A 23,638-nucleotide genomic window follows, 5' to 3' on the forward strand; every position below is an offset into this window, starting at 1 on the left:
GTGTCCTTCGGTCAGTCCCCGGTCACGGGCGGGTAGGTCTGGGCGGGCGTCAGGTCGGTCGCGGCGCCGCTGGCGATGGCGAGCATGCGGTTGAGCGGCAGCAGCGCCCGCAGCCGCAGCGCCTCGTCCACCTCGATGCGCGGCTCGAGATCGCGCAGCGCCAGATAGAGCTTTTCCATCGTGTTGAGCGCCATGTAGGGACACATGTTGCAGCTGCACTTGCCGTCGGCGCCAGGCGCACCGATGAAGGTCTTGCCCGGGGCCTGCTTTTCCATCTGGTGGATGATGTGCGGCTCGGTCGCGACGATGATGGTCTGGCTCGGGCTTTCGAGCGCGAACTTCAGGATCGCGCTGGTCGAGCCGATCATGTCGGCATGGTCGAGGATATGGGCCGGGCATTCCGGGTGGGCGGCGACCGGTGCTTCAGGATGAAGCGCCTTCAGTTTCAGCAGTTCGGTTTCGCTGAAGGCCTCGTGGACGATGCAGGTGCCATCCCACAGCAGCATGTCGCGGCCTGTCTTGCGGGCGAGCCAGGCACCCAGATGCTTGTCGGGCGCGAACAGGATCTTCTGGTCGGCCGGAAGGGCTGCGATGATCTTTTCGGCGCTCGAGGATGTCACGATGATGTCGGAGTGCGCCTTCACCGCCGCCGAGCAGTTGATGTAGGTGAGGCTGATGTGATCGGGATGCGCGGCGCGGAAGGCCGCGAAATCATCCGGCGGGCAGCTGTCCTCGAGCGAACAGCCGGCGTCCATGTCTGGCAGGACGACGATCTTTTCCGGCGACAGGATCTTGGCCACTTCGGCCATGAAGCGCACGCCGCAGAAGGCGATCACGTCGGCGTCGGTTTCGGCCGCCTTGCGCGACAGCTCCAGCGAATCGCCGACGAAGTCCGCGATGTCCTGCAGGTCGGGCGTCTGATAGTAATGGGCGAGGATGACGGCATTGCGCTCCTTGCGCAGCCGCTGGATCTCGGCCTTGAGATCAAGCCCTCTCAGTGATTCCCGTTCGGCCAGACGCGCATCCATGGCAGTACCTCCTGCCCCCCCATATGGGGCTTGCCCCTGTTTTGGCAAAGGGAATGGTTGCGGCCGTGCAAGGAGGGCGGAACGAAAAGGCCCGCCGCCGCGGATGCGGCTGGGCGGGCCTGTCATGCCTGTGGGCGGGATCAGCGATAGAAGATGTGCTGGCCGACAGCCGCCACGCGCTGCAGCTTCCAGCGCGGGTTGACGTAGCGGGCGTGGAAATGGGTGGCGCCGCCCACCACTTCCTGCCAGCTGGCCGAAGCCGCGATCACGGCAATGGCTTCGGCGGTTTCATAGGCGTTCATGTCGCGCGGAGCCGGCAGCTTGCCGCCACGGACGAAGCTGAACTGGTAGGGCGCCTTCACGACCGAGCAGATGTCACGGCCGAAGCGGCCGTCTTCGACACGGTTCAGGATCACTTCCGCCACGGCGAGCTGGCCTTCCAGCGGCTCGCCCTTGGATTCGAAATAGACGGCGGTGGCGAGGCACTTGAGATCCGTGTCGAGCACGATGCCGTCGAGGGTGCGCACGGCTTTCACCATGTCGGCGAGGTTCGAGGCTTCGGGAACAACCGGCCCGATATCCGGTTCGGGGACGGTGTGGCTGTCTTCAATGAAGGAAACGGCCGGAATCAGGGCCGGTGCGGACTCTTCGGTCCGGATGTCACCAAGAAAGGCGAGATCGCCATTCGGGGCTTCGCCGGCGGCAAGGAGCAGGATCGAGAAACCCAGAACCGCGGCAGCCCGAGCAAGATATCGCATCAAGTCACTCATGATTCGCGGTTCATGGGGCTGCGTGCGCCAGATGGGGCTTGTGGCCCGCACCAGGCCCGGCCTGGCCATCATTGGCCGTTGCCGGGGGGCGTCACGCGCGAACCGCGCCTGTCATGCCAGCCATTCTGCCCGGAATGGCCGGTGCAACGGGGGCCTTGCCATCAACGTCAGTCAGGCCTGTCAGGCGCACCCCGAACAAAGGGGTGTCACGCGCCGGTCACATTGCACAGCGCGGCCGTCGTGGATCGGCGGTCGGCGGTCAATCCGCAGTAGGCAAACCCGGGACGAAACGTGCCGGATCATCGACATCCAGTTCCAGCACCCACAGGTCGGGATCGAATCGCCGCTGCGCTGCAACAAAGCGGTCCACGGCTTCCTCGCCTTCGGCTGCGGCTTTCCAGCAGGGACCGCCATAGAGGCTGGGCAGTTTTTCATAGGCCCGGACCATCGCCTGCCGGCGGTGGACGATGAGGAGCGCGCCGCCCCATGGGCTGCCCTTTGCAAGCACGGTGGCGAAGCCGCCCGCCGCCATCACCTGGCGGGAAATGGCCGGCACGAGCGTGCTGGCCGGAAAGGCCGGTTCAGGCGGCTCCATCGTCAGGCAGATAGCCCGGCAGGTCTGCCAGCCGGATGCGCGAGCGCATGAAGGTGCCCTGGCCGCGCGCCACTTCCTCGCCATCCGCATCGACGAGGCGGGCTTCTGCGATGAGCACCCGGCGCGCGCCCGAAACCCACTGGCCGATGGCCAGCAGCGGCTCGTCCTTCACCGGGCGGGTGAGGAAGAGGTTGAACTGCGTGGTGAGGACGAAATTGTCCTCGACCATGGAATTGGCCGCGTAGAAGGCGGCGTCGTCCAGCATCTTGAAATAGATGGTGCCGTGCGCCGCGCCGGCGGCGTGGAAGATGTCGGGCGTGACCTCGAAGCGGATCTCGCTGCGCCCGCGCTCGGGCAGGCTGAGGCGGGAGCGGAACTTGGCGTTGATCGGCGCCGCGGCATAGAGCCGTTCCAGCCCGGCCAGATGCGGATCGCGCGGAGGCTGGCCGCTCATGCCGCCGCCTTTTCGCGCCGCGACGCGATGAGCGCCCACAGGGCGCCCGGGTCGCGCGCGCCGCGCAGCTTCGCCATCAGCGACTGGTCGCGCGTGGCGCGGCTGACGCTGGCCAGCGCCTTCAGATGACTGGCGCCGCCCGTATCCGGGCCCAGGAGGGCAAAGACGAGATCGACCGGCGCACTGTCCACGGCATGCCATTCGACCGGGTGCGACAGGGTGATGAGGGCTGCATGCATGCCGCGCACGCCGGGAAGCCGGCCATGGGGAATGGCTGTCCCGCCACCGAAACCGGTGGTTCCGATCCGTTCGCGTTCCATCAGGGCCGCGACGATCCTGTCGGGCGCGATGCCCGATTGCGGGGCGAGAAGCTCGCCCAGGCGCTCCATCACGCCGCGCTGCCCTGTTGCCGCCACCGATGCCGCTACGGCCTCGGGCGACAGGATTTCATCAAGCTCCATCGTGAATCGGTCCAGGGTTGCAGTCAGTCCAGTGGTTCCAGCCCGGAGTCTTGGTGTCCGGATGATGGTGCGGCCGGCGCTTCGGGCACCGGCCGCAACAAGGCGATGCCGCTGACCTAGCGGCCATTGGCAAGGAAGTCTCAGGTGCGCGGCTCCACCCAGCCGATATTTCCATCCTCCCGGCGATAGACCATGTTGTAGGCGCCGGTGCCGCTGTTCCTGAACAGGAGCGCCGTCGTGTTCCTGAGATCCAGCATCATGACGGCGTCGGACACGCTCGCCTCGGGGATGTCCACCTTGGTTTCGGCGATGGTGAGCGGGGCATCCGGGGCCTCCACTTCCTCGGGTGCGGCCTGGAAGACGCGATATTCGGCATTGGCCGGGAAGTCGGCCACCGGAAGGTCCGAGATCGACTGCAGGCCGGACTTATCCTTCAGGCGGCGCATGTAGCGCCTGAGCTGTTTTTCGATCCGGTCGGCCGCGCCCTCGAAGGCGAGTTGCGCCGTGGCGCCGCGGTTCGACCCCTTGAGCACCACGCCCTGCATCACATGCATGACGATATCGCAGACGAAATCGTTGAAGGGGCCGTTCGACAGCGTGACATGGGCGGCGATCGTGCGCTCGAAATATTTCTCGGCAATCGCGCCCAGGCGCTCCTCGACAAGGACCCGGAACGCCTGACCCGTCTCAACCTGGTGGCCCGAAACCCGGATATCCATCGTCGTCTCTCCTGCTATGCCTGCGTGGTGCGGGCGATGTCTTCCCACAGCGGATCCTTCATCGAGGCCACGAACCGTGCGTGGGCTTCGAGATCGGCCGGGGAAAGTTCAAAATGGCGGGCTTGCCGAATCCTGCGGGCGCTTTCCACCGGGCGGGCGGCCTCGACCGCGAGGTCGAAGCCGATCTGCCGGCCGCCGGTCAGCTCGACATAGACTTCGGCCAGAAGTTCCGCATCGATCAGCGCGCCGTGCAGCACGCGGGCGGAGCGGTCGATGCCGAAGCGCGAGCACAGCGCATCGAGCGTATGCTTGGCGCCGGGTAGGCGCTTGCGCGCCAGTTCCAGCGTATCGATGACGCGGCCGCCGTCGAGCGGGGCGAAGCCGGCCGCTTCCAGTTCGTGATTGAGGAAGCGCATGTCGAAGCCGGCATTGTGCGCGACGAGCACGGCATCGCCGAGGAAGTCGAGAAGCTGCGGCGCCATGGACCGGAAGGGGGGCTTGTCGGCCAGGAACTCGTCCGTGAGGCCATGCACGGCTTCGGCTTCGGGCGGCATGGGGCGGCCGGGGTTCACATGGAAATGGATGACACGGCCCGTCGCCACCCGTTCGTGAAGCTCTATCCCGGCGAATTCCACCAGCCTGTGGCCATCCTTCGGGTCGAGGCCGGTGGTTTCCGTATCGAAGACGATCTCACGCATCTTGCATCCTATATCCGCCTCTATCGAGACGGTTTCAAGCCGGCCGGGCTCAGCGCATCGCTTTAACGATGGATTTCACTGTGCGGAAGGTCAGCAGCCGCCCGCGCCCCGTCTCGATCACCACATCGGCCAGGTCGCGCTTCACGGAATCTGGTGTCTGGTGGCGCAGGACATTGCGGAATTTTTCCTGCGTCATGCCGGGCCGCGCCAGAACCCGGGCGCGCTGCACATGGAAGGGCGCGCTCGCTACGGCGACGAGATCGACATGCTTCCACCCCTCGCCCTCCAGCAGCAGCGGAATGTCGAGCACGACCATCCGCCGGCTGCGGTTGCGGCGCAGGAAGCGTTGCTGCATGCGGCCGACCGCCGGGTGGACGATGCGTTCGAGACGCTTCAGGCGATCAGGCTTGCCGAAAACCGCTGCGCCCAGCTTCGCCCGGTCGACGCCTGATGGCCCGGTTGTTCCGGGAAATTCGGTTTCTATGGCGGGCAGGGCGACGCCGCCCGGCCCCTGCACTTCCCGCACGGCGGCATCGGCATCGAAGACCGGCACGCCCAGATGGCGGAACTTGTCCGAGATCTTGGATTTTCCCATGCCGATCGAGCCTGTGAGCCCGACGATGACCGGCCGTCTTTTCAAACCCATGTCCCTCTACTCCGTTTCAGCCGGCCTGCGGGCCGGCGAGCCTTGCCCGCAACGCCGCATCCCGGTCGCGCGGGGCGGGCGCGCCATAGAAGCGCTCGAAGGCGACCGCCGCCTGGCCCACCAGCATTTCCAGCCCGTCGATCACGGCAAGCCCGCGCGCCCGGGCGCTGGCCAGAAGCTCGGTTTCAAGAGGGGCATAGACGATGTCATAGACGATGGCGCTGTCCGGCAGGGCCGACAGGTCGAGCCGCAGGGGTGGCTGCCCCGTCATGCCGAGGCTGGACGCGTTGACGAGAAGGTCGGCTGGCGGCGCTGCTTCCGCCGGTGGCACCGCCGCGCCGCTGATGCCCAGATCATCGATGAGGGCGCGCGCCTTGCCGACGGACCTGTTCATGACCGTGACATGGCGCACGCCGGCCCCCTTCAGGCCCATGAGGATGGCGCGCGCCGCCCCGCCGGCGCCGATGACAAGGGCCGTTTCCGGCGCCTTGCCGGCAAGCGGCGCCATGAAGCCCGCCATGTCGGTGTTGGTGCCGACAAGCCTGCCATCAGGCTCGGCGACCACCGTGTTGACCGCCCCGATTCCGGCCGCCACCGGCTCGACATGATCGAGGAAGGGCATGATCCTGATCTTGTGCGGCACCGTCACATTGACGCCGCGGATGCCGAGCGCCGGGAGGGCGCGGATGGCCTCTTCCAGCGTTTCGGGCCGCACCGCGAAGCGCGCATAATCGCCATTGATGCCCAGCGCCTCCAGCCAGAAGCGGTGGATGAGCGGGCTGCGCGAATGGGCGATGGGCCAGCCGATGACACCTGCCGTGATCATGGCTGCATCTCTCCCGCGTTTCTGAGCCAGGCCAGGACCGCGAGGAGCGGCAGGCCCCTGACGACGAACTGGTCGCCTTCGATCCGCTCGAACAGCTGCGCGCCCAGCCCCTCGAGGTGATAGCCGCCGACGCTGGAGAGCACGGCCTCGCCGCAGGCGGCGACATAGGATTCGAGCCATGCCTCGGAAAAGGGGCGGACGAGGAGGGTTGCGACTTCGACATGGCTCCAGACCAGTTCGCCATCGCGCGCGAAGGCCGCCGCCGAGACGAGGCTGTGCGAACGCCCGCGCAGGCTGCGCAGTTGCGCCCTGAGGCCATCGAGGCTGCCGGGCTTGTCGAGCCACTGGCCCGGCTGCAGTTCGAGCATGGAATCGGAACCGAGGACGGCGACGCCGGGGTGCGCGCGGCTGAGTTTCAGCGCCTTTTCCCCGGCGAGCCGCAGGGCGACATCGCGGACGGATGGCGACGCTGCCGCCCCTGCCATGGCGGCGGTGATACCGGCTTCGTCGATCCGCGCGGGTGCGGCCCTGAAGGTGACGCCGGCCGCTTCGAGCATGGCCTTTCGCGAGGCGCTTTCACTGGCGAGAAGGATCATCCGTTCCTGCATTCCCCGGCGGCGTCCGGTGCCGGCGCCGCCATCTTCGGCTGGTGTGAAAGGGGCTGATATTGCGGCTTTCGCGCGAAGGAAAGCCATGCGGGCCATTCCCGCCGCCGCCCGCTTGCGCATGACGGGCGGCGGCGCCAGGTGGCGCCAGGTGGCGTCAGGTGGCGTCAGGCGTTTCTGGCCAGCAGCCCGCCATCCACCGGAATGACCGCTCCGGTGATGAAGGAGGCGCCCGGCTGGCAGAGCGAGACGGTGATGTGGGCCACTTCCTCCGGGCGGCCATAGCGGCGCAGCGCCGTGCGGCGTTTCGCATAGACGGCCTTGTCTTCGGGCGGGATGGCCTCCGTCATGCCGGTATCGACCGGGCCGGGGCAGACGCAGTTGACGGTGATTCCCTCGCGGCCGAGATCGACCGCCAGCGCGCGGGTCAGCCCCGTGACGCCTGCCTTGGCGGCGCAATAGGCGCTGTCGCCCGCGGTTGCGCCCAGCGCCTCGGTGGAGGCGATGTTGACGATCCGGGCCGAGGGCGAGCGCCGGAGGTGCGGCAGGGCGGCCTGGACCATCCGCAGTTCGCCGGTGAGGTTGACGGCGAGCATCCTGTCCCACAGCGCGTCATAGCCTTCGGCGTCGATCGGGGCGAAGCCGGCGATTCCGGCATTGTTGACGAGGATGTCGATGCGGCCGGCCCAGTCGGCCACTTCGGCCACCACCCGCGCGACGGCGTCCCGGTCGGAGACATCGAGCCGCCAGGCGCGGGCTTCGCCACCGGAGTCGCGGATTGCGGCCGCCACGGATTCCGCCCCGGCCTCGTTCACGTCGGTCACGGCGACGCGCGCGCCATCGGCTCCCAGCAGCCGGGCGGTCGCTGCCCCCATGCCGCTGCCGGCGCCCGTGACGATTGCGCCAAGGCCCTCCACGCTGAGGGATGCCGCCCTGTCATGATTCCGTTTTTCCATTCCCCGTCTCCCGCCTGTCTGTTTCCCTGTGCCGCCACTCCACGACAGCCGCGGCGCGGGCGCAACCCATCATCGGGACAGGCAGAAGCGAAAAAGGAGGCCAGTCCTTCGCTGATGAGGGGGGTAAATCTATTCTTTCTTGCCGCCATGGCCGGGCTTCCCGATCAGGGCCGGGCTTGCCCCCCATGGGGGTGTTTCAGGACAGGACGGGAACGATAATGATCAAGGCGTCGCGCAAGAACAAGGATTTCAGGCATTTCCATATCGGGACCATGGCGCTGCTGCTGGCGGCCGCAACGGCTGTGCCCGCCATGGCGACCGACGGCTATTTCCTGCATGGCAATGGCGCCAAGGCCAAGGGCATGGGCGGCGCCGGAATCGCCTTTCCGCAGGATTCCCTTGCCATGGCGGCCAATCCGGCGTCGGCCACGGCCATTGGATCGCGCTTCGACGTCGGGGTGGACATCTTCATTCCCGACCGGTCCGTTTCCATAAGCGGCAACGCCTTCGGCCCGGATGCGGATTACAGCGGCAATGGCGCCAACCCCTTCGTGCTGCCCGAGTTCGGCTATGTCCGCCAGCTTGGCAAGGGCGTGGCGGTTGGCCTGACGATCGCCGGAAACGGCGGCATGAACACCGAATATCGCGCCAACCCCTATGGGCGTTTCGGCGCCACGGGGCGCGCCGGGATCGACCTGAAGCAGGTGTTCATCACGCCCACCGTCGCCGTGGAGGTGGCCAGCGGGCACAGCATCGGCGTTTCGCCCATTCTCGTCGTCCAGGGCTTCCGCGCCAAGGGCATCGAGCCGTTCGCCGCCGCCTCGGTGGATCCGGCGAACTTCACCGGCAAGGGGGTCAGCTGGTCCTGGGGTGGCGGCGTGCGCTTGGGCTGGCTGGGCCAGCTTGCCGACGGTTTTCGCGCCGGCCTTTTCTATCAGTCCAAGGTCTGGACCAACGGCTTCGACAAATATGCCGGGCTGTTCGCCGATGGCGGCGGCTTCGACGTGCCGGCGAGCTGGGGTGGCGGCGTTTCCATCGCCGCGACCGACAGGCTGGACCTGGCGGCCGATTTCAAGCGCATCGAATATTCGGGCGTTGCGTCTGTCGGAACGCCGCTGGCGCCGCTGTTCGCCGGCGTGCCCTTCGGGGCCGAGGGCGGGCCGGGTTTCGGCTGGCGCGACATCAATGTGGTGAAATTCGGCGCATCCTATCGCGTTTCCGAACATTTCACCCTGCGTGCCGGCTATGGCCATTCCGGCCAGCCGGTGCGCCCGTCCGAGACCTTCCTCAACACGCTGGCGCCGGGCGTGGTGCAGGATCATTTCACCGCCGGCTTCACCTATGCGGCGCGGCCGGGCCTCGAGATCAGCTCGCACCTGCTGGTGGCCCCGCGCACGACCGTTCGGGGCGAGGGCTCGATCCCGCCGGGGATGCCTGCGGACGGCGGCTTCGGCGGCGGCGAGGTGGACAACCGGCTTGGCGAGATTTCCTTCGGGCTTTCGCTGGGCGTGAAGCTGTAGCAAAGGACGCGGATGCTCGACCTTCTCACCCCTTATCTGCCGGCGCTTGCCGGCGGGCTTCTCATCGGCCTGGCGGCCGGCGGCTTCTACCTGCTGGATGGCCGGCTGGCCGGGATCAGCGGCATCGCGCGCTCGGCCCTGTCGGGCACGCCGCACAGCCGCTGGCGCTGGGCCTTCCTGGCCGGGCTGGTGGCGGCCGGGGGGATGCACTTGCTGATGGGCGGCGGGCCTTCGGTGATGCTGGTCGCGCTCCGCTGGGAGGTGCTGGCGGTTGCCGGGCTGGTGGTGGGGCTGGGCGCGGGCATCGGCTCGGGCTGCACCAGCGGCCATGGCATCTGCGGGCTTTCGCGCCTGTCGCCACGTTCGCTCGCCGCTGTCGCCATCTTCATGACGACGGCGTCTGTCACCGTCTATGTCGTGCGGCATGTGCTGGCAGGGGGCGCCTGATGCGGACCCTGCGCGCCTTTCTCTTCGGCATCATCTTCGGTCTCGGCCTCATCCTGTCCGGCATGACCGACCCGGCCCGCGTTCTCGGTTTCCTCGACTGGACGGGCAACTGGGACCCGAGCCTTGCCTTCGTGATGGGCGGGGCGGTGCTGACGGCCCTGCCCTTCTTCCTGACGGCGGAACGCCGGAAGCTTTCCATCGCCGGTGCGCCGCTGGAGGCCCCCGAGGGCGGCAAGGTCGATGCGCGGCTTGCAGGCGGCTCGGCCTTGTTCGGCGTGGGCTGGGGGCTGGCCGGCATCTGCCCCGGCCCGGGCATCGTCGCGCTGGGTCTTGCGCCTGTCGCGGCCCTGCCGTTCGTGGGCGGGCTGGCGCTGGGGCTGGTGCTGACCGGGCGACCACTGCGAACGCCGGCTCTGGCCGGATAACCCCGGGCCACAGCGGAAAGAAGGGGTGGGGGCTGGCGCTGGTCGCGCCAGTGCCTATGTTCCATGCCATGGACCAGCTTCTCTTTGCCGAACTCGACCCCGCGACCGCCGAACGGCTGACGAAGGAGGCGCTGGACGGGCTGGAGGATGGCGAGCTTTACCTGCAGGTATCTGCCTCCGAGAGTTTCGCCTTCGATGACGGCCGCCTGAAGGCCGCAAGCTTCGACCAGGCGCGCGGCTTCGGCCTGCGTGGCATCGCCGGCGAAGTGAGCGCCTATGCCCACGCCAACGAGATTTCCGAAGGCGCCATCCGCCGCGCCGCCGAAACCGTCGCCGTGGTGAAGGCAGGCCATGGCGGAGTCGCCCCGGCACAGCCGCCGCGTGGCACGAACCGCAGGCTCTATACCGATGCCGACCCGCTTTCCGCCGTGCCCTTTGCCGACAAGGTGGCGCTGCTGGAACGGATCGACGCCGCCGCCCGGGCGCGCGACCCGCGGGTCGCGCAGGTGACGGCCAATCTCGCCGCCAGCTGGAATGTGGTGGAGATCATCCGCGCCGATGGCGTGCGGGTGCGCGATGTGCGCCCACTGGTGCGGCTGAACGTGGGCATCGTGGCGGAGAGCAACGGGCGGCGCGAATCGGGCAGCTGGGGCCTTGGCGGGCGCACGCTCTATGACGGCCTGTTCGACGAGGCGGCCTGGCAGCGCGCGATCGACATGGCGCTGGCGCAGGCGCTGGTGAACCTGGAGTCCGTGCCCGCGCCCGCCGGCGAAATGCCCGTGGTGCTGGGGCCGGGCTGGCCCGGGATCCTGCTGCACGAGGCCGTCGGCCACGGGCTGGAAGGCGATTTCAACCGCAAGGGCACGTCGGCCTTTTCCGGCCGCGTGGGCGAGCGGGTCGCGGCGCCCGGTGTCACGGTGATCGACGACGGCAGCATCGCCGGGCGGCGCGGTTCCCTGAGCGTCGATGACGAGGGCACGCCGACGGAGCGCACTGTCCTGATCGAGGATGGCTATCTGAAGGGCTATATGCAGGACCGGATGAACGCCCGGCTGATGGGCGTTGCGCCCACCGGCAATGGCCGGCGCGAGAGCTTCTGCCATGCCCCCATGCCGCGCATGACCAACACCTTCATGGCGGCCGGCAGCGAGGATCCGGGCGAAATCCTGGCGCGCGTGAAGAACGGCATCTACGCCCGGAGCTTCGGCGGCGGGCAGGTGGATATCGTTTCGGGCAAGTTCGTGTTCAGCTGCACCGAAGCCTATCGCATCGAGAATGGCCGGCTGGGCGCGCCGGTGAAGGGCGCGACCCTGATCGGCAATGGCCCGGAGGTGATGCGCCGGATCGTCGCCATCGGCAACGACCTGGAACTGGACGAGGGCATCGGCACCTGCGGCAAGGGGGGCCAATCGGTTCCGGCAGGCGTCGGCCAGCCGACCCTGCTGGTCGAGGGGCTGACCATCGGCGGCACGGGCTGAGCGATGCGCACCCCCATGGAGGCAGCATGACGGACGCGCTTGTCGAGATCGCGGTGGTCAATGACCCGGCGCTGGCGGAGATCCTGAAGGGGCGCCTCCGGTCCGAGGGGCTGGATGCCCGGCTGTTCGATGCCGGCTTTTCGGGGCTTCTGGGTGGCGCCTTTCCCGGCATCCGGCTGATGGTGCCGGCAGCCGATGCGGACACAGCCCGCACCCTGCTCGATCTGCCCTGAATTTGGGCACGAGTAACCGGCGGCGAATTTCCCTGAGTAAAATTTAGGCAGATATTTGCCTGTTTCTGCTGCGCTGCAGCGGGAATTGCGGTTGGCACGCTTTCTGCATGGCTTCCTCATGTCCGTCCGTCCGATCGGGGCGCGGCGGTTGCAGCCAAGAGGGGATGCCAGACGTGAAGCTGATTGTCGCCGTCATCAAACCCTTCAAGCTCGACGATGTGCGCGAAGCGCTGTCGGCGCTTGGCGTGGAGGGCATGACCATAACCGAGGTGAAGGGCTATGGCCGACAGAAGGGCCAGACCGAAATTTACCGGGGCGCGGAATATTCCACCAACATGGTGCCGAAGGTGAAGGTGGAGGTGGCTGTCACCTCCGCACTTGCCCAGCGCGCGGTGGAAGCGATCCAGCAGGCCGCGCACACCGGCTCCATAGGTGATGGAAAGATCTTCATTTTCGACATGTCCGGCGCGGTGAGGATCCGCACCGGCGAAACCAACGAAACCGCTCTGTGATGCGGCTGTCAGGAGGGTCTATGATGAAACTGGACAGACTTGCCTGGGGAGCGGGACTGGCCGGCCTTGTGCTGGCGGCGCCCGCTTTCGCCCAGGAAGCCGCGGCCGTCGCCGCAGATGCGGCCGCCGTCGTGCCGGCTGCCGAAGCCGTGCCCGTGCCCGACCCCGTGCCCGACAAGGGCGATACCGCCTGGATGATGGTCTCCACCGTCCTTGTGCTGCTGATGATCGTGCCGGGCCTTGCGCTTTTCTATGGCGGCCTCGTGCGCACCAAGAACATGGCCTCGGTGCTGACACAGGTGCTGAGCGTCGCGGCGCTGGCGATGCTGATGTGGGTCATTTTCGGTTACGGCCTCGCCTTCGGGGGCGACGCCAACCAGATCATCTCCTCCGGCAAATATTTCCTGTCGGGCGTGACGGCCGACAGCACGGCCGCAACCTTCTCGGAAGGCGTGGTCATCCCCGAGTTCGTATTCATCGCTTTCCAGATGACCTTCTCGGCCATCACCATCGCGCTGGTGGTCGGCGGCCTTGTCGAGCGGATGAAATTCTCGGCGCTGATGGTCTTCGCCGCCGTCTGGCTGACGATCGTCTATTACCCCATCGCCCACATGGTCTGGTACGAAGGCGCTGACGAAGCGACCACCGGCCTGATCTTCGGCTGGGGCGCGCTGGACTTCGCCGGCGGCACGGTCGTCCACATCAACGCCGGTATCGCAGCCCTGGTCGGCGCGCTGATGCTGGGCAAGCGCATCGGCTACCAGAAGGAACTGATGGCCCCGCACTCGCTCACCATGACCCTGATCGGCACGGGCCTGCTGTGGGTGGGCTGGTTCGGGTTCAACGCCGGCTCGGCTCTGGAAGCCAATGGCTCGGCCGCGCTCGCCTTCATCAACACCTTCACCGCAACCGCTGCCGGCGTACTCTTCTGGATGCTGACGGAAAAGCTGCTCGGCCACTCCGGCTCGCTCCTCGGGGCCTGCTCGGGCGCCATTGCCGGCCTCGTCGCCGTGACGCCCGCCGCCGGCAACTCCGGCCCGTTCGGCGCCATCCTGGTCGGCGCGGTTGGTGCGATGCTCGCCTGCATCTTCGTCATGAAGGTGAAACCGAAACTCGGCATTGACGACTCGCTTGACGTGTTCGGCATCCACGGCGTTGCCGGGATCGTCGGATCGGTGGGCACCGCTGTAACCATGCTGCCCGCCCTGGGTGGCCCCGGAGCCATCGACTACGCCCTCGGCGCCCAGCTGTGGATCCAGGTGAAGTCGGTGATCGTTGCCATCGTCTGGTCGGGTGTGGGCGCCTTCATCGCCTTCTCCATCGCCAGGATGCTGACCGGCCTGCGGGTTTCGCCCGATGTGGAACGGGGCGGCCTCGACCTCGGCGAACATGGCGAGCGGGCCTACAACTACTGATCGAATTCAGACTTCCTCCCCAAGGAACCAACCTCCCCCGGCAGGGCAACCTGCCGGGGGCTTTTTTTTATCCTCTCAGCGCGACGTCCCGCACGAAAAACGCCCATGGCCGGGCGGGTCCATGGGCGTTTTCATGCGTGCAGCCTGCCCGCGCTCAGCGCGGGCGTTCAATCCTGCCCGCGCTCAGCGCGGGCGGGGCAGGTTGGGGCCGAAGGGGCGCGATGGGCCGGGCGGCCGGCTGCCGCGCGGCATCTGCGCCTGATAGGCAACGAGGCAATGCTCGCCGCAATAGGGGAAGCCCGGGTTCACCGGCTTGCCGCAGAAATGGAAATCCGGCTCGTCCGGGTGACCGATGGGCCATTTGCAGATGCGATCGTTGAGATCGAGCAGCGAGATCTTGCCGCCCTTGGCGCGGCCGGTCCTGGCGCGGCTGGAGCGGGGAATGGCCCCTGGCAGTTCCGGAATATCCGCATGCCCGGGCTCGACCCTGGCCGCCCGCGCGACGGGCGGTGCGGTTTCGACCGGCCGCTTCACGGCTGCCTTCTCTGTTGCAGCGACTTTTGCAACGACGGTTTCCGGGCTGGTTTCGCGCGTGGCAGGCGCATGGCCGGCTTCAGCAGTGTCGGCCTTTGAGGCCGGAGCGGCCCCGCCTGTCTTGCCGGTCGCTTTCGCGCTCGTCGTCGCCTTTCCGGCGGGGGTGTCCGTGCCCGGGGCATCGGCCTTGCCGGCTTGCGCGGCGGGGGCCTGTGGCTCGGCCTCAGGACCCGCGGCCTTTTCCGTCGCCGGTTTTGCCGTGCGGCTGCGCGCGGGCTTTGCCGCGCCCTTCTGGTCGCCGGTTTTCAGCGGCGAGGGGCGCGAGGCCAGCCCGAGGCGGTGCGCCTTGCCGATGACGGCATTGCGCGACAGCCCGTCACCGAGCAGTTCCGCGATCTGGCTCGCCGAGCGGCCTTCTTCCCAATATTGCTTCAGCAGCGCGATGCGCTCGTCCGTCCATGCCATGAGGCCGTTTTCCGTTCCTGTTCCTGTGCGGAGCCGGCTGGATGCTTGCGAGGCGCGGGCCAGCCGTATAGGGCTGGGCCGTGAACACCAAAGCAACGTCCGCCGATACTCCTGCCGCCCCTGCCGGCCAGGCCATGGCGCCGGGGATGCCCGTGCATCCGGAACCCGGCGTTCCGATGATCCAGGGCCTGAACTGGCTGGGGATACGCACCCTCTATCTGAAGGAAGTGCGCCGTTTCTTCAAGGTGCAGATGCAGACCGTGTGGGCGCCGGCCATCACCACGCTCATGTTTCTGGCCATTTTCACCCTGGCGCTGGGCCAGCAGCGGGGCGAGGTGCTGGGCCTGCCCTTTTCCACTTTCCTCGCGCCCGGCCTCATCATCATGGGCATGGTGCAGAACAGCTTCGCCAACTCCATGTCGTCGCTCATCATCGGCAAGGTGCAGGGCACCATCATCGATGTGCTGATGCCGCCGCTGTCGAATGGCGAGCTTCTGTTCTGTTATGTCGCGGGCGCGGTCACGCGGGCCTGGGCCGTCGGCCTCGCCATCTGGGGCGCGATGCTGCTGTGGCCGGGCGTCGATGTCTCGATCGCCAGCCCGCTGCTTGTCTTCTTCTTCGGCACGGCCGGGGCCGCCATGCTGGCGCTGCTGGGCGTGCTGACCGGAATCTGGGCCGACAAGTTCGACCATGGCGCCGCCGTCACCAACTTCCTCGTCCAGCCACTGACGCTGCTGTCGGGCACATTCTACGCTATCGAGCGGCTGCCCGAGGCGATGCAGGCGATCAGCCTCGCCAACCCCTTCTTCTACATGATCGACGGCTTTCGCGCCGGATTCATCGGTGTTTCCGAAGCGCCGCCGCTGACCGGGGCGATCATCGTGGGCGGGCTGTGCCTGCTGCTGTGGGCTGCGGCATATCTGCTCCTGAAATCAGGGTGGAAATTGCGGGCCTGAGCCGCTATCTGGATCACTTCAGGAGAGGCGGCCGGACGCGCCGCCTTTTTTCGTTGTGGCGACCCGAAGCGAAGAGGTTCACATGGCCATTTCCCCGCTCATGCCTGTCTATCCCCGGTGCGAGGTTGCGCCGGTGCGAGGCGAGGGCTGCTATCTCTATGATGCGGCCGGCAAGGAATGGCTGGATTTCGCCAGCGGCATCGCGGTGAACCTGCTGGGCCATGGCCACCCCCACCTGACGGCGGCGATCCAGAAGCAGGCCGCCACCCTCATGCATGTCTCGAACCTCTATGGTTCGCCGCAGCAGCAGTCGGTGGCGGAACGGCTGGTGGCGCTGACTTTTGCGGATACTGTCTTCTTCACCAATTCCGGCGCGGAGGCGGTGGAATGCGCGGTGAAGACGGCGCGCGCCTATCATTACGCCACGGGCAATCCGCAGAAATACCGGCTGATCACCTTTTCCAATGCCTTTCACGGCCGCACGCTGGCGACGATTTCCGCCACCGATCAGGAAAAGCTGCGCAAGGGCTTCGAGCCGCTGCCGGACTGGTTCCATGTGGTGCCCTTCGACGATCTGGCGGCGGCGGAAGCCGCGATCGACGACAGTGTCGCCGGCTTCCTTGTCGAGCCGATCCAGGGCGAGGGCGGGGTGCGCCCGGCATCGGCGGCCTTCCTGAAGGGCCTGCGCGACCTTGCCGACAGGCACGGCCTGATGCTGGTGCTGGACGAGGTGCAGTGCGGCGTATCCCGCACCGGCACGCTGTTCGCCCATGAGCAATATGGCGTGACGCCCGACATCATGGCGATCGCCAAGGGCATTGGCGGCGGTTTCCCCGTGGGCGCCTGCCTCGCCACCGAGAAGGCCGCCACCGGCATGGTGGCCGGAACCCATGGATCGACCTATGGCGGCAACCCGCTGGCCATGGCGGCGGTGAACGCCGTGCTGGACGTGGCGGCGACCCCCGAATTCCTGGCGCAGGTGCGCGAGAAGGGCGATCGGCTGCGCGCGGCGCTTGAGCAGATGATCCCGAACCACGCCCTGTTCGACCATGTGCGCGGCATGGGGCTGATGCTGGGCCTGAAGCTCAATGGCGACAGCCGCGCCTTTGTTTCGCTGGCGCGCAAGTTCGGCCTGCTGCTGGTGGCCGCCGGGGACAATGTGGTCCGCATCCTGCCGCCGCTGGTGATCGAGGAGCATCACATCCGCGAATGCGTGGAGAAGCTTTCGGCGACCGCTGCCGCCTTCGACGACCGGGAGGCGGCATGATGGCGGGCCTGCGCCATGTCCTGAACCTGTCGGACCTCGGGCCGGGCGGGCTGCGCCGCGTGCTGGATCATGCGAAAGCGCGCAAGGCCGCCCGCCGCGGCCTGCCCCATGGCGCGCCCGACAGCGACGCCCCGCTTGCCGGCCATGTGCTGGCCAGCGTGTTCGAGAAGCCGAGCACCCGCACCCGCATTTCCTTCGAGATCGCCATGCGCCAGCTGGGCGGTTCGGCGCTGACCCTTGCCGCCGGCGACATGCAGCTTGGCCGGGGTGAGACGGTGGCCGACACGGCGCGCGTGATGTCCGGCTTTGTCGATGCCGTGATGATCCGCGCCAACAGCCATGCCGATGTCGAGGCCTTTGCCCGCAACGCCGCCGTGCCGTTGGTGAACGGCCTGACGGACATGTCCCACCCGTGCCAGATCGCCGCCGACCTGATGACGGTGGAGGAGCGCCTTGGCCGAGGTGTCGAGGGCATGGTCTGGGCCTGGGTGGGGGATGGCAACAATGTGTGCAATTCCACCATCGAGGCAGCCGGGCTTCTGGGCTTCACGCTCAGGATTGCCTGCCCGCACGGCCATGAGCCGGACGAGGGTTTCGTGGCTGCGGCCAGGGCGCGCGGCGCCGACATCCGCATCGGCCATTCGCCCGAGGAGGCAGTGGCCGGCGCCGATGTGGTGGTGACGGACACCTGGGTCTCGATGGGCCAGGCCGACAATGACGAGCGCCGCCGCGCCTTCGAGCCCTTCCAGGTGGACCCGATGCTGATGGCGCAGGCGTCTGCCGGCGCGATCTTCCTGCACTGCCTGCCCGCCCACCGCGGCGAGGAAGTGACCGACAGCGTGATCGATGGCCCGCAATCGGCCGTGTGGGACGAGGCCGCCAACCGTGTGCATGCGCAGAAGGCGCTGCTGCTCTGGGCGCTGGGGAAGCTCGACTGATGACTGATACGCCCGCCCCGACCCCGATTCCTGCGCCCCCCCGCGACGGCGACCGGCTGCTGGGTTTCACCATCCCCGAGCGCAACGCGCGCGGCCGGATCGTGCGGCTGGATTCCGTTCTGGATGACATTCTCTCGGCCCATGCCTACCCTGAGCCGGTGGCGCGCCTGCTGGCCGAGGCGCTGGTGCTGGCGGCCCTGCTTGGCAATCTCTTCCGCCCGGATGACGGCCAGCTGACCTTGCAGGCGCGCGGCGAAGCGGGGCCGGTGAGCCTGATGGTTGCCGATTACCGGCTGGGCGAACTGCGCGGCTATGCCGCCCAGGATCTCGACCGCCGTTTCGAGGCGTCCGACACGCTGAAGGGCCTGTTCGGCGAAGGCTATCTGGCGATCACCATGGAGCAGACGGCTTCGGCTGAACGTTACCAGGGCATTGTTGAACTGGGCGGCGAGACGCTTGAGGAAGCGGCCCAGGGCTATTTCACCAATTCCGAGCAGTTGCCGACACTGGTGCGGCTTGTCGCCGGGCGCGGGGCCGATGGTCGCTGGCTGGCCGGGGGCATGGTGCTGCAGTTTCTGCCGCGTGGCGAGGAAGGGCAGGCGCGTCTCGATGTCGAGGCAGGCCATGAGGACTGGGCGCATGTCGCGGCGCTTGGCGGCACGCTGGGCGGCGACGAACTGCTCGACCCGGCGCTGCCGCTGGAAACCTTGCTGTGGCGGCTTTTCCACGAGGAAGCCGAGGTGCGCGTGCTGCCCGCCGAGACCCTGCGCCGCGGCTGCCGCTGTTCGGTGGAGCATATCCGGGGCGTGCTGCAGCAGTTCCCCGAGGCCGAGCGGCGCGAGATGCGCAACGCCGATGGCGTGATCGCGGTGGATTGCGAATTCTGTTCGCGCCAGTTCCTGATGGACGTCTGAGCCTCCGACCTTTGCTGGGCGCCGGTCAGTGCCGGCCATCTAATCCGGAAAAATCGGATGCTTTGCAGATGTTGACAGGAATTGGCCGTTATTCGGCGCTATGATGACCCTTATGCGACCCCATGCGCCCATCTTCGCGGCGTTGCTGATGCTGCCGCTGGCAGCCGATGCAGCGGCCACGGGAACCGCCTTTCCGCGGCTGAAGCCGCTTGCCGATTTCCGCCCCGGCGCATGGGACATGCGCGCCGATGGCGGCGAACCGCGCACGCTGTGCCTGCGGGATCCCGGCGCCCTGCTGACGGGCGGCCGTCCTGCCTCGGGCTGCACCATGACGGTCCTTTCCGACGGCGTCGAGGATGCCGCCCTTTCCTACAGCTGCCGGAGCGGCCGGACTGGCCGGACGGACCTGCGCCGCACTGCATCGGGCCTTTATGACAGCCGGGTGCAGGGGGTGGACGGAAAGCTGCCCTTCGCTGCCCGGATGGAGTGGCGGCGCACCGGAGATTGCTAGCTTTTCTGCCGCAGCAACCAGCCTATGCTGGCTGCCATGGAATGGGATGCTGAAATCGAGGAGCTCAGGCGGCGCCAGGCGCTGGCCCGGGCCATGGGCGGGCCTGAAAAGCTGAAGCGGCAGGCAGACGCCGGGCGCATGAATGTGCGGGCGCGGATTGCGGCGGTGGCCGATTCGGGCAGTTTCCGCGAGATCGGCGAGCTTTCGGGCTTTTCTACCTACGGGCCGGACGGGGAGCTGCAATCGCTGCTGCCGGCCAATTTCCTGTTCGGCCGCGCCGAAGTGGACGGGCGCCCGGTGGTGCTGACAGCCGATGACTTCACCGTGCGCGGCGGGGCGGCGGATGCCTCTCTGCATCGCAAGCTGCTGGAAGCCGAGCGGCTGGCCGCCGAATATCGCATGCCGCTCATCCGCATGATCGAGGGCACCGGTGGCGGCGGATCCGTCCGCACGCTGGAGGAATCGGGCTATACCTATATCCCCGAAATTCCCGGCTGGGACGCGATGGTCGCCAACATGAGCGCGGTGCCGGTGGTGGCGCTGGGGCTGGGGCCGGTGGCGGGCCTTGGCGCGGGCCGCATGGTGATGGCCCATTACAGCCTGCTGGTCGAAGGCCTGTCGCAGATGTTCGTGGCCGGCCCGCCCGTGGTTGCCGCTGCCGGCGAGGTGCGCACCAAGGAAGAGCTGGGCGGCGCTCATATCCATGCCCGCAACGGCGCCGTCGATGACCGGGTGGCAAGCGAGGCCGAAGCCTTCGACCGGCTGAAGCGCTTCCTTTCCTACCTGCCATCGAGCGTGGACGAACTGCCTGCCCGGCAGGCATCGCGTGACCAGGCGGGCCGCCGGGAAGCCTGGCTGAACGGCGCGGTGCCGCGCGACTCGCGCCGCCTTTATCCCATCCGCCCCATTGTCGAGGCGATCATGGACAAGGGCAGCTGGTTCGAGATCGGCCGCGAATGGGGGCTTGGCGCGGTGACGGGGCTGGCGCGGCTGGATGGCCATGCCGTGGCCGTCATCGCCTCCAACCCGGAAGCACTGGGCGGGCTGTGGACGGCGGCGACTGCGCGCAAGGTCGAGCGGATGGTGGACCTGGCAGACACATTCCACCTGCCGGTGGTGCATCTGGTGGACAACCCCGGCTTCCTGATCGGCCGCCGCGCCGAAGACGAGGCGACCATCCGCTGGGGAAGCCGGGCGCTGGCCGCCATCTATCAGGCCAGCGTGCCATGGGCCTCGGTGATCCTGCGCAAGGCCTATGGCATGGCGGGTTCGGCCCATGCACCGGCCGACCGTTTCCGCTGGCGCATGGCCTGGCCAAGCGGGGACTGGGGCAGCCTGCCGATTTCCGGCGGGCTGGAAGCGGCCTATCGTTCGGAGCTGGAGGCATCGGACGATCCGGCGGCGAAGCTTGCCGAGATCCGCGCCCGGCTGGAGCGGGTGCGCAGCCCCTTCCGCACGGCGGAGAAATTCGGCGTGGAGGCGATCATCGCGCCCGAGGACACGCGGGCCGAGCTGTGCCAGTTCGCCGCCATGGCGCAGCGGGCGCTGAAGCCGGGCCGGAAGGGACGCGGCCTTCGGCCGTAAGGCCGTGCGCTGACTGGCCCTGAGGCCGACCGTTGACCATCAGCCCTTCTGATCCTGGCGCATCGGGGCTATGCTGCCGGGCGGAGGTGGAGGATGGACGAACGTCGCTTTACCGAAAAGGATCGCTGGGCCGAGGTGGACCACTGGATGGCGCTGCACCTGCTGCCCGCCGACCCCGTGCTGGACGATGCGCGCGCGGCCTGCAGGCGCGCCGGCCTGCCGCCGATCGAGGTTTCGGCGCTGACAGGGGCCTTGCTCGGGCTTCTTTGCAACCTTGTGGGGGCCCGCCACATCCTCGAGATCGGCACGCTGGGGGGCTATTCGGCCATCTGCATGGCCCGCGCGCTGAAGCCGGGCGGCCGGCTGGTGACGCTGGAGGCCGATCCGCGCCATGCCGATGTGGCGCGCGCCAATTTCGCCCGCGCCGAACTGACAAGGCAGATCGACATGCGCGTCGGCGCGGCGCTCGACCTGTTGCCGGGGCTGGTGGACGAGGGCCATGCCTTCGACCTGGTGTTCATCGACGCGGACAAGGAAAACAGCGCTGCCTATGCCGACTGGGCGGCAACCCTGACCCGCCCGGGCGGCCTCGTGGTGATCGACAATGTGGTGCGCGAGGGCCGCATCCTGCACGAAACCAGCGACGACCCCGCCCTGGCCGGTATCCGCAGCCTCTATGCCGCGATGCGCATGGACCGCCGGTTCGAGGCGGTCGCGTTCCAGACCGTGGGGGCCAGGGGGTGGGACGGGCTGATGATCTGCCGCCGGCTTTAGGCGCTTCGCGACGCGTCCACGCCGTCTGCGGGCTTGCGCGACGGGTGCGTCAGGGTAAGCAGGATGGATGCTGCATCTGATCGTCGCCAACCGCCGCTATTCCAGCTGGTCCTTGCGTGGCTGGCTGGCCGCCCGCCATTCGGGCCTGCCGTTCACGGAAACCTGGGTCGATCTCTACGCGCCTGACTGGCAGGCGCGGCGCGCACGCCCCGACATCGCCGTTTCCGGCGGCAAGGTGCCCGTGCTGTGGGATTCGGGCGAATCACCCGCGCCGGACCCTGACCCTGCCCGCGACATCGCGCTGTGGAACGCCATCGCCATCATCGACTGGCTCGACCGCGCCAGCGGTGGCACGCGCTTCTGGCCGGCGGACCCGCGCGCGCGGGCCTTTGCCCTTTCGGCTGCAGTCGAGATGCAGGCGGGCTTCATGGCTCTGCGCAAGGCCTGCCCGATGAACGTGATGCGCCATTATCCGGGCTGGCAGCTGCCCGAGGATGCCGCAGCCGATTCCGGGCGGGTCGACGCCCTGTGGCGCCATGGCCTTGATGCCTTTGGCGGGCCATGGCTCGCCGGGGCTGAATGGGGTGCGGCCGACATTCTGTTCGCCCCCGTCGCCAGCCGCTTCACCACCTATGATGTGGCACTCAGCCCCGAGGCCGAGGCCTATCGTGCCCGGGCCATGGCGCACCCGCTGGTGGCCGAATGGGTGGCGGCTGCCGCCACCGAAACCCGGCTGCAACCTGCTTACGAGTATTGAGATGACGATCCTGCCCGATCCGCTTCCCATGGCCTGCGACCTCGTGCGCTGCCGGTCCGTCACGCCCGCCGATGCCGGCGCCATGGACCTTCTTGGCCGGGCGCTGGAGGGGCTGGGCTTCACCGTCACGCGCCTGACCTTCGGGTCCGAGCCGGACGGGCCGGTCGAGAATCTGTTCGCGACGATCGGCGACAGCGGGCCGCACTTCGCCTTTGCCGGCCATACCGACGTGGTGCCCGAGGGTAGCGGCTGGAGCGTCGACCCCTATGCCGGCACGGTGGAAAACGGCCTGCTGGTGGGCCGGGGCGCCGCCGACATGAAGGGCGCGATCGCCGCCATGGTCTCGGCGGCGGCGGCCCATGTGGCGCGCAGGAAGCCGGGAGGGCCGGGGCGGCTTTCCTTCATCATCACCGGCGACGAGGAAGGCCCGGCCACCTTCGGCACGGACCGGATCCTCGACTGGATGGACGCGCGCGGCATCCGCCCCGACATGTGCCTGGTGGGCGAGCCGACCTCGATGCGCGAACTGGGCGACGTGATGAAGGTGGGCCGGCGCGGCAGCCTGAACGCTTGGATCACCGTGAATGGCGCGCAGGGCCATGTCGCCTATCCGGACAGGGCGGACAACCCCGTTCGGCGGCTGGTGCCGCTGCTGGCCGAGCTTCAGGCCCGCGTGCTTGACAGCGGCAGCGACTGGTTCTCGCCCTCCAACCTCGAGATCGTCGATCTGGAAGTGGGCAACCCGGCCACCAACGTCATTCCGGCGCGCGCTTCGGCGCGGCTCAACATCCGCTTCAACGACCGCCACCGGGGCGCGGAACTGGCCGGCTGGATCGAGGAGGTGGTGGCCTGCCATGCGCCATCCTCCGAGGTGAAGATCCGCATTTCGGGCGAATCCTTCCTGACCGAGCCGGGCCTGCTTTCGGGGCTGGTGGGCGATGCCGTCGAAGCGGAAACCGGGCGTCGGCCCGAGCTTTCCACCAGCGGCGGCACTTCGGACGCGCGCTTCATCCGCCGCATGTGCCCGGTGATCGAGTTCGGCCTGCCGGGCCAGTCGATGCACAAGGTGGACGAGCAGGTGCGCGTGGAAGACATCCGCACCCTTGCCCGCATCTATGACGGCGTGCTGCGCCGCGCCCTGGCGGCCTGA

At 67.9% G+C, this 23,638-nt stretch carries 28 protein-coding genes; 16 read left to right on the plus strand and 12 right to left on the minus strand.

Features of this window, described 5'->3' with window-relative positions; translation table 11 throughout:
- Positions 1-11: 11 nt before the first annotated feature.
- The 11 genes from nadA to ACUJ46_RS00165 form a co-directional block, all read right to left on the minus strand.
- A complete protein-coding gene (gene nadA, locus ACUJ46_RS00115; RefSeq protein WP_445388425.1) occupies positions 12-1,028 on the minus strand; it encodes a quinolinate synthase NadA in 1,017 nt (338 codons plus the stop codon).
- 140 nt (positions 1,029-1,168) lie between these two features.
- Positions 1,169-1,786 (minus strand): cell wall hydrolase, encoded by a 618-nt coding sequence (locus tag ACUJ46_RS00120; protein ID WP_445388426.1) that lies wholly within the window; start codon positions 1,784-1,786, stop codon positions 1,169-1,171.
- A 271-nt stretch (positions 1,787-2,057) separates the two neighbouring features.
- Positions 2,058-2,393, minus strand: a complete 336-nt coding sequence (locus ACUJ46_RS00125; RefSeq protein WP_445388427.1) for a DUF1491 family protein — start codon at positions 2,391-2,393, stop codon at positions 2,058-2,060.
- Positions 2,380-2,847, minus strand: a complete 468-nt coding sequence (locus ACUJ46_RS00130) for a PaaI family thioesterase (RefSeq protein ID WP_445388428.1) — start codon at positions 2,845-2,847, stop codon at positions 2,380-2,382. Before ACUJ46_RS00130 ends, ACUJ46_RS00125 begins: the two co-directional genes overlap by 14 nt.
- Positions 2,844-3,308, minus strand: coding sequence for a PTS sugar transporter subunit IIA (locus ACUJ46_RS00135; RefSeq protein WP_445388429.1), 465 nt, complete (start codon positions 3,306-3,308; stop codon positions 2,844-2,846). The genes ACUJ46_RS00130 and ACUJ46_RS00135 overlap by 4 nt, the downstream gene beginning before the upstream one ends.
- A 140-nt stretch (positions 3,309-3,448) precedes the next feature.
- Positions 3,449-4,027 carry a ribosome hibernation-promoting factor, HPF/YfiA family gene (gene hpf / locus ACUJ46_RS00140; RefSeq protein ID WP_445388430.1) on the minus strand — a complete coding sequence of 193 codons (579 nt, stop codon included), beginning with the start codon at positions 4,025-4,027 and terminating at the stop codon, positions 3,449-3,451.
- 14 nt (positions 4,028-4,041) lie between these two features.
- Positions 4,042-4,725 carry a DNA polymerase III subunit epsilon gene (dnaQ, locus tag ACUJ46_RS00145; protein WP_445388431.1) on the minus strand — a complete coding sequence of 228 codons (684 nt, stop codon included), beginning with the start codon at positions 4,723-4,725 and terminating at the stop codon, positions 4,042-4,044.
- 49 nt (positions 4,726-4,774) lie between these two features.
- Entirely contained in the window at positions 4,775-5,371 is a 597-nt protein-coding gene (gene coaE, locus ACUJ46_RS00150) for a dephospho-CoA kinase (RefSeq protein ID WP_445388432.1), read from the minus strand.
- 16 nt (positions 5,372-5,387) lie between these two features.
- A complete protein-coding gene (gene aroE / locus ACUJ46_RS00155) occupies positions 5,388-6,197 on the minus strand; it encodes a shikimate dehydrogenase (RefSeq protein ID WP_445388433.1) in 810 nt (269 codons plus the stop codon).
- On the minus strand, positions 6,194-6,793 hold the full coding sequence (locus ACUJ46_RS00160; RefSeq protein ID WP_445388434.1) for a Maf family protein: 600 nt from the start codon (positions 6,791-6,793) through the stop codon (positions 6,194-6,196). Before ACUJ46_RS00160 ends, aroE begins: the two co-directional genes overlap by 4 nt.
- A gap of 176 nt (positions 6,794-6,969) precedes the next feature.
- Positions 6,970-7,758, minus strand: coding sequence for an SDR family NAD(P)-dependent oxidoreductase (locus ACUJ46_RS00165; RefSeq protein WP_445388435.1), 789 nt, complete (start codon positions 7,756-7,758; stop codon positions 6,970-6,972).
- A 218-nt stretch (positions 7,759-7,976) separates the two neighbouring features.
- On the opposite strand from ACUJ46_RS00165, the gene ACUJ46_RS00170 reads away from it, so the two are divergent.
- From ACUJ46_RS00170 to ACUJ46_RS00200, 7 genes are all read left to right on the plus strand, one after another.
- Positions 7,977-9,278, plus strand: a complete 1,302-nt coding sequence (locus ACUJ46_RS00170; RefSeq protein WP_445388436.1) for an OmpP1/FadL family transporter — start codon at positions 7,977-7,979, stop codon at positions 9,276-9,278.
- Between the two features lie 12 nt (positions 9,279-9,290).
- Positions 9,291-9,725, plus strand: coding sequence for a YeeE/YedE family protein (locus ACUJ46_RS00175; RefSeq protein ID WP_445388437.1), 435 nt, complete (start codon positions 9,291-9,293; stop codon positions 9,723-9,725).
- A complete protein-coding gene (locus ACUJ46_RS00180; protein ID WP_445388438.1) occupies positions 9,725-10,150 on the plus strand; it encodes a DUF6691 family protein in 426 nt (141 codons plus the stop codon). The genes ACUJ46_RS00175 and ACUJ46_RS00180 overlap by 1 nt, the downstream gene beginning before the upstream one ends.
- Positions 10,151-10,218: 68 nt before the next feature.
- On the plus strand, positions 10,219-11,628 hold the full coding sequence (gene tldD / locus ACUJ46_RS00185) for a metalloprotease TldD (RefSeq protein ID WP_445388439.1): 1,410 nt from the start codon (positions 10,219-10,221) through the stop codon (positions 11,626-11,628).
- A gap of 26 nt (positions 11,629-11,654) precedes the next feature.
- The gene (locus tag ACUJ46_RS00190) at positions 11,655-11,861 is read left to right on the plus strand and encodes a putative signal transducing protein (protein WP_445388440.1); all 207 of its coding nucleotides are present in this window, start codon (positions 11,655-11,657) and stop codon (positions 11,859-11,861) included.
- Between the two features lie 173 nt (positions 11,862-12,034).
- Entirely contained in the window at positions 12,035-12,373 is a 339-nt protein-coding gene (locus ACUJ46_RS00195; protein WP_445388441.1) for a P-II family nitrogen regulator, read from the plus strand.
- 23 nt (positions 12,374-12,396) lie between these two features.
- Positions 12,397-13,788, plus strand: coding sequence for an ammonium transporter (locus ACUJ46_RS00200; protein ID WP_445388442.1), 1,392 nt, complete (start codon positions 12,397-12,399; stop codon positions 13,786-13,788).
- A gap of 183 nt (positions 13,789-13,971) precedes the next feature.
- Here ACUJ46_RS00200 and ACUJ46_RS00205 read toward each other — a convergent pair whose 3' ends face one another.
- The gene (locus ACUJ46_RS00205) at positions 13,972-14,787 is read right to left on the minus strand and encodes a GcrA family cell cycle regulator (RefSeq protein ID WP_445388443.1); all 816 of its coding nucleotides are present in this window, start codon (positions 14,785-14,787) and stop codon (positions 13,972-13,974) included.
- 134 nt (positions 14,788-14,921) lie between these two features.
- Here ACUJ46_RS00205 and ACUJ46_RS00210 point away from each other — a divergent pair, with 134 nt between their 5' ends.
- The 9 genes from ACUJ46_RS00210 (at position 14,922) to dapE (ending at position 23,638) form a co-directional block, all read left to right on the plus strand.
- Complete coding sequence (locus ACUJ46_RS00210) at positions 14,922-15,743, plus strand: ABC transporter permease (RefSeq protein WP_445389498.1); 822 nt, start codon at positions 14,922-14,924, stop codon at positions 15,741-15,743.
- Between the two features lie 82 nt (positions 15,744-15,825).
- Complete coding sequence (locus ACUJ46_RS00215) at positions 15,826-17,010, plus strand: aspartate aminotransferase family protein (RefSeq protein ID WP_445388444.1); 1,185 nt, start codon at positions 15,826-15,828, stop codon at positions 17,008-17,010.
- Positions 17,010-17,948 (plus strand): ornithine carbamoyltransferase, encoded by a 939-nt coding sequence (argF, locus tag ACUJ46_RS00220; RefSeq protein WP_445389499.1) that lies wholly within the window; start codon positions 17,010-17,012, stop codon positions 17,946-17,948. Before ACUJ46_RS00215 ends, argF begins: the two co-directional genes overlap by 1 nt.
- Positions 17,948-18,862 (plus strand): Hsp33 family molecular chaperone HslO, encoded by a 915-nt coding sequence (gene hslO / locus ACUJ46_RS00225; protein ID WP_445388445.1) that lies wholly within the window; start codon positions 17,948-17,950, stop codon positions 18,860-18,862. Before argF ends, hslO begins: the two co-directional genes overlap by 1 nt.
- A gap of 100 nt (positions 18,863-18,962) precedes the next feature.
- Complete coding sequence (locus tag ACUJ46_RS00230) at positions 18,963-19,373, plus strand: hypothetical protein (protein ID WP_445388446.1); 411 nt, start codon at positions 18,963-18,965, stop codon at positions 19,371-19,373.
- Positions 19,374-19,409: 36 nt separating this feature from the next.
- Positions 19,410-20,957, plus strand: coding sequence for an acyl-CoA carboxylase subunit beta (locus tag ACUJ46_RS00235; protein WP_445388447.1), 1,548 nt, complete (start codon positions 19,410-19,412; stop codon positions 20,955-20,957).
- Between the two features lie 93 nt (positions 20,958-21,050).
- Positions 21,051-21,731, plus strand: coding sequence for an O-methyltransferase (locus ACUJ46_RS00240; RefSeq protein ID WP_445388448.1), 681 nt, complete (start codon positions 21,051-21,053; stop codon positions 21,729-21,731).
- Positions 21,732-21,798: 67 nt separating this feature from the next.
- The gene (locus ACUJ46_RS00245) at positions 21,799-22,488 is read left to right on the plus strand and encodes a glutathione S-transferase (protein WP_445388449.1); all 690 of its coding nucleotides are present in this window, start codon (positions 21,799-21,801) and stop codon (positions 22,486-22,488) included.
- A gap of 1 nt (position 22,489) precedes the next feature.
- The gene (gene dapE, locus ACUJ46_RS00250) at positions 22,490-23,638 is read left to right on the plus strand and encodes a succinyl-diaminopimelate desuccinylase (protein ID WP_445388450.1); all 1,149 of its coding nucleotides are present in this window, start codon (positions 22,490-22,492) and stop codon (positions 23,636-23,638) included.

This window comes from Sandaracinobacteroides sp. A072 (assembly GCF_052616365.1).

Bases quoted from the DNA above. Each gene is read 5' to 3' on its own strand.
- nadA (WP_445388425.1), bottom strand. From the start codon at position 1,028: ATGGATGCGCGTCTGGCCGAACGGGAATCACTGAGAGGGCTTGATCTC.
- ACUJ46_RS00120 (WP_445388426.1), bottom strand. From the start codon at position 1,786: ATGCGATATCTTGCTCGGGCTGCCGCGGTTCTGGGTTTCTCGATCCTG.
- ACUJ46_RS00125 (WP_445388427.1), bottom strand. From the start codon at position 2,393: ATGGAGCCGCCTGAACCGGCCTTTCCGGCCAGCACGCTCGTGCCGGCC.
- ACUJ46_RS00130 (WP_445388428.1), bottom strand. From the start codon at position 2,847: ATGAGCGGCCAGCCTCCGCGCGATCCGCATCTGGCCGGGCTGGAACGG.
- ACUJ46_RS00135 (WP_445388429.1), bottom strand. From the start codon at position 3,308: ATGGAGCTTGATGAAATCCTGTCGCCCGAGGCCGTAGCGGCATCGGTG.
- hpf (WP_445388430.1), bottom strand. From the start codon at position 4,027: ATGGATATCCGGGTTTCGGGCCACCAGGTTGAGACGGGTCAGGCGTTC.
- dnaQ (WP_445388431.1), bottom strand. From the start codon at position 4,725: ATGCGTGAGATCGTCTTCGATACGGAAACCACCGGCCTCGACCCGAAG.
- coaE (WP_445388432.1), bottom strand. From the start codon at position 5,371: ATGGGTTTGAAAAGACGGCCGGTCATCGTCGGGCTCACAGGCTCGATC.
- aroE (WP_445388433.1), bottom strand. From the start codon at position 6,197: ATGATCACGGCAGGTGTCATCGGCTGGCCCATCGCCCATTCGCGCAGC.
- ACUJ46_RS00160 (WP_445388434.1), bottom strand. From the start codon at position 6,793: ATGATCCTTCTCGCCAGTGAAAGCGCCTCGCGAAAGGCCATGCTCGAA.
- ACUJ46_RS00165 (WP_445388435.1), bottom strand. From the start codon at position 7,758: ATGGAAAAACGGAATCATGACAGGGCGGCATCCCTCAGCGTGGAGGGC.
- ACUJ46_RS00170 (WP_445388436.1), top strand. From the start codon at position 7,977: ATGATCAAGGCGTCGCGCAAGAACAAGGATTTCAGGCATTTCCATATC.
- ACUJ46_RS00175 (WP_445388437.1), top strand. From the start codon at position 9,291: ATGCTCGACCTTCTCACCCCTTATCTGCCGGCGCTTGCCGGCGGGCTT.
- ACUJ46_RS00180 (WP_445388438.1), top strand. From the start codon at position 9,725: ATGCGGACCCTGCGCGCCTTTCTCTTCGGCATCATCTTCGGTCTCGGC.
- tldD (WP_445388439.1), top strand. From the start codon at position 10,219: ATGGACCAGCTTCTCTTTGCCGAACTCGACCCCGCGACCGCCGAACGG.
- ACUJ46_RS00190 (WP_445388440.1), top strand. From the start codon at position 11,655: ATGACGGACGCGCTTGTCGAGATCGCGGTGGTCAATGACCCGGCGCTG.
- ACUJ46_RS00200 (WP_445388442.1), top strand. From the start codon at position 12,397: ATGAAACTGGACAGACTTGCCTGGGGAGCGGGACTGGCCGGCCTTGTG.
- ACUJ46_RS00205 (WP_445388443.1), bottom strand. From the start codon at position 14,787: ATGGCATGGACGGACGAGCGCATCGCGCTGCTGAAGCAATATTGGGAA.
- ACUJ46_RS00210 (WP_445389498.1), top strand. From the start codon at position 14,922: ATGGCGCCGGGGATGCCCGTGCATCCGGAACCCGGCGTTCCGATGATC.
- ACUJ46_RS00215 (WP_445388444.1), top strand. From the start codon at position 15,826: ATGGCCATTTCCCCGCTCATGCCTGTCTATCCCCGGTGCGAGGTTGCG.
- argF (WP_445389499.1), top strand. From the start codon at position 17,010: ATGGCGGGCCTGCGCCATGTCCTGAACCTGTCGGACCTCGGGCCGGGC.
- hslO (WP_445388445.1), top strand. From the start codon at position 17,948: ATGACTGATACGCCCGCCCCGACCCCGATTCCTGCGCCCCCCCGCGAC.
- ACUJ46_RS00230 (WP_445388446.1), top strand. From the start codon at position 18,963: ATGATGACCCTTATGCGACCCCATGCGCCCATCTTCGCGGCGTTGCTG.
- ACUJ46_RS00235 (WP_445388447.1), top strand. From the start codon at position 19,410: ATGGAATGGGATGCTGAAATCGAGGAGCTCAGGCGGCGCCAGGCGCTG.
- ACUJ46_RS00240 (WP_445388448.1), top strand. From the start codon at position 21,051: ATGGACGAACGTCGCTTTACCGAAAAGGATCGCTGGGCCGAGGTGGAC.
- ACUJ46_RS00245 (WP_445388449.1), top strand. From the start codon at position 21,799: ATGCTGCATCTGATCGTCGCCAACCGCCGCTATTCCAGCTGGTCCTTG.
- dapE (WP_445388450.1), top strand. From the start codon at position 22,490: ATGACGATCCTGCCCGATCCGCTTCCCATGGCCTGCGACCTCGTGCGC.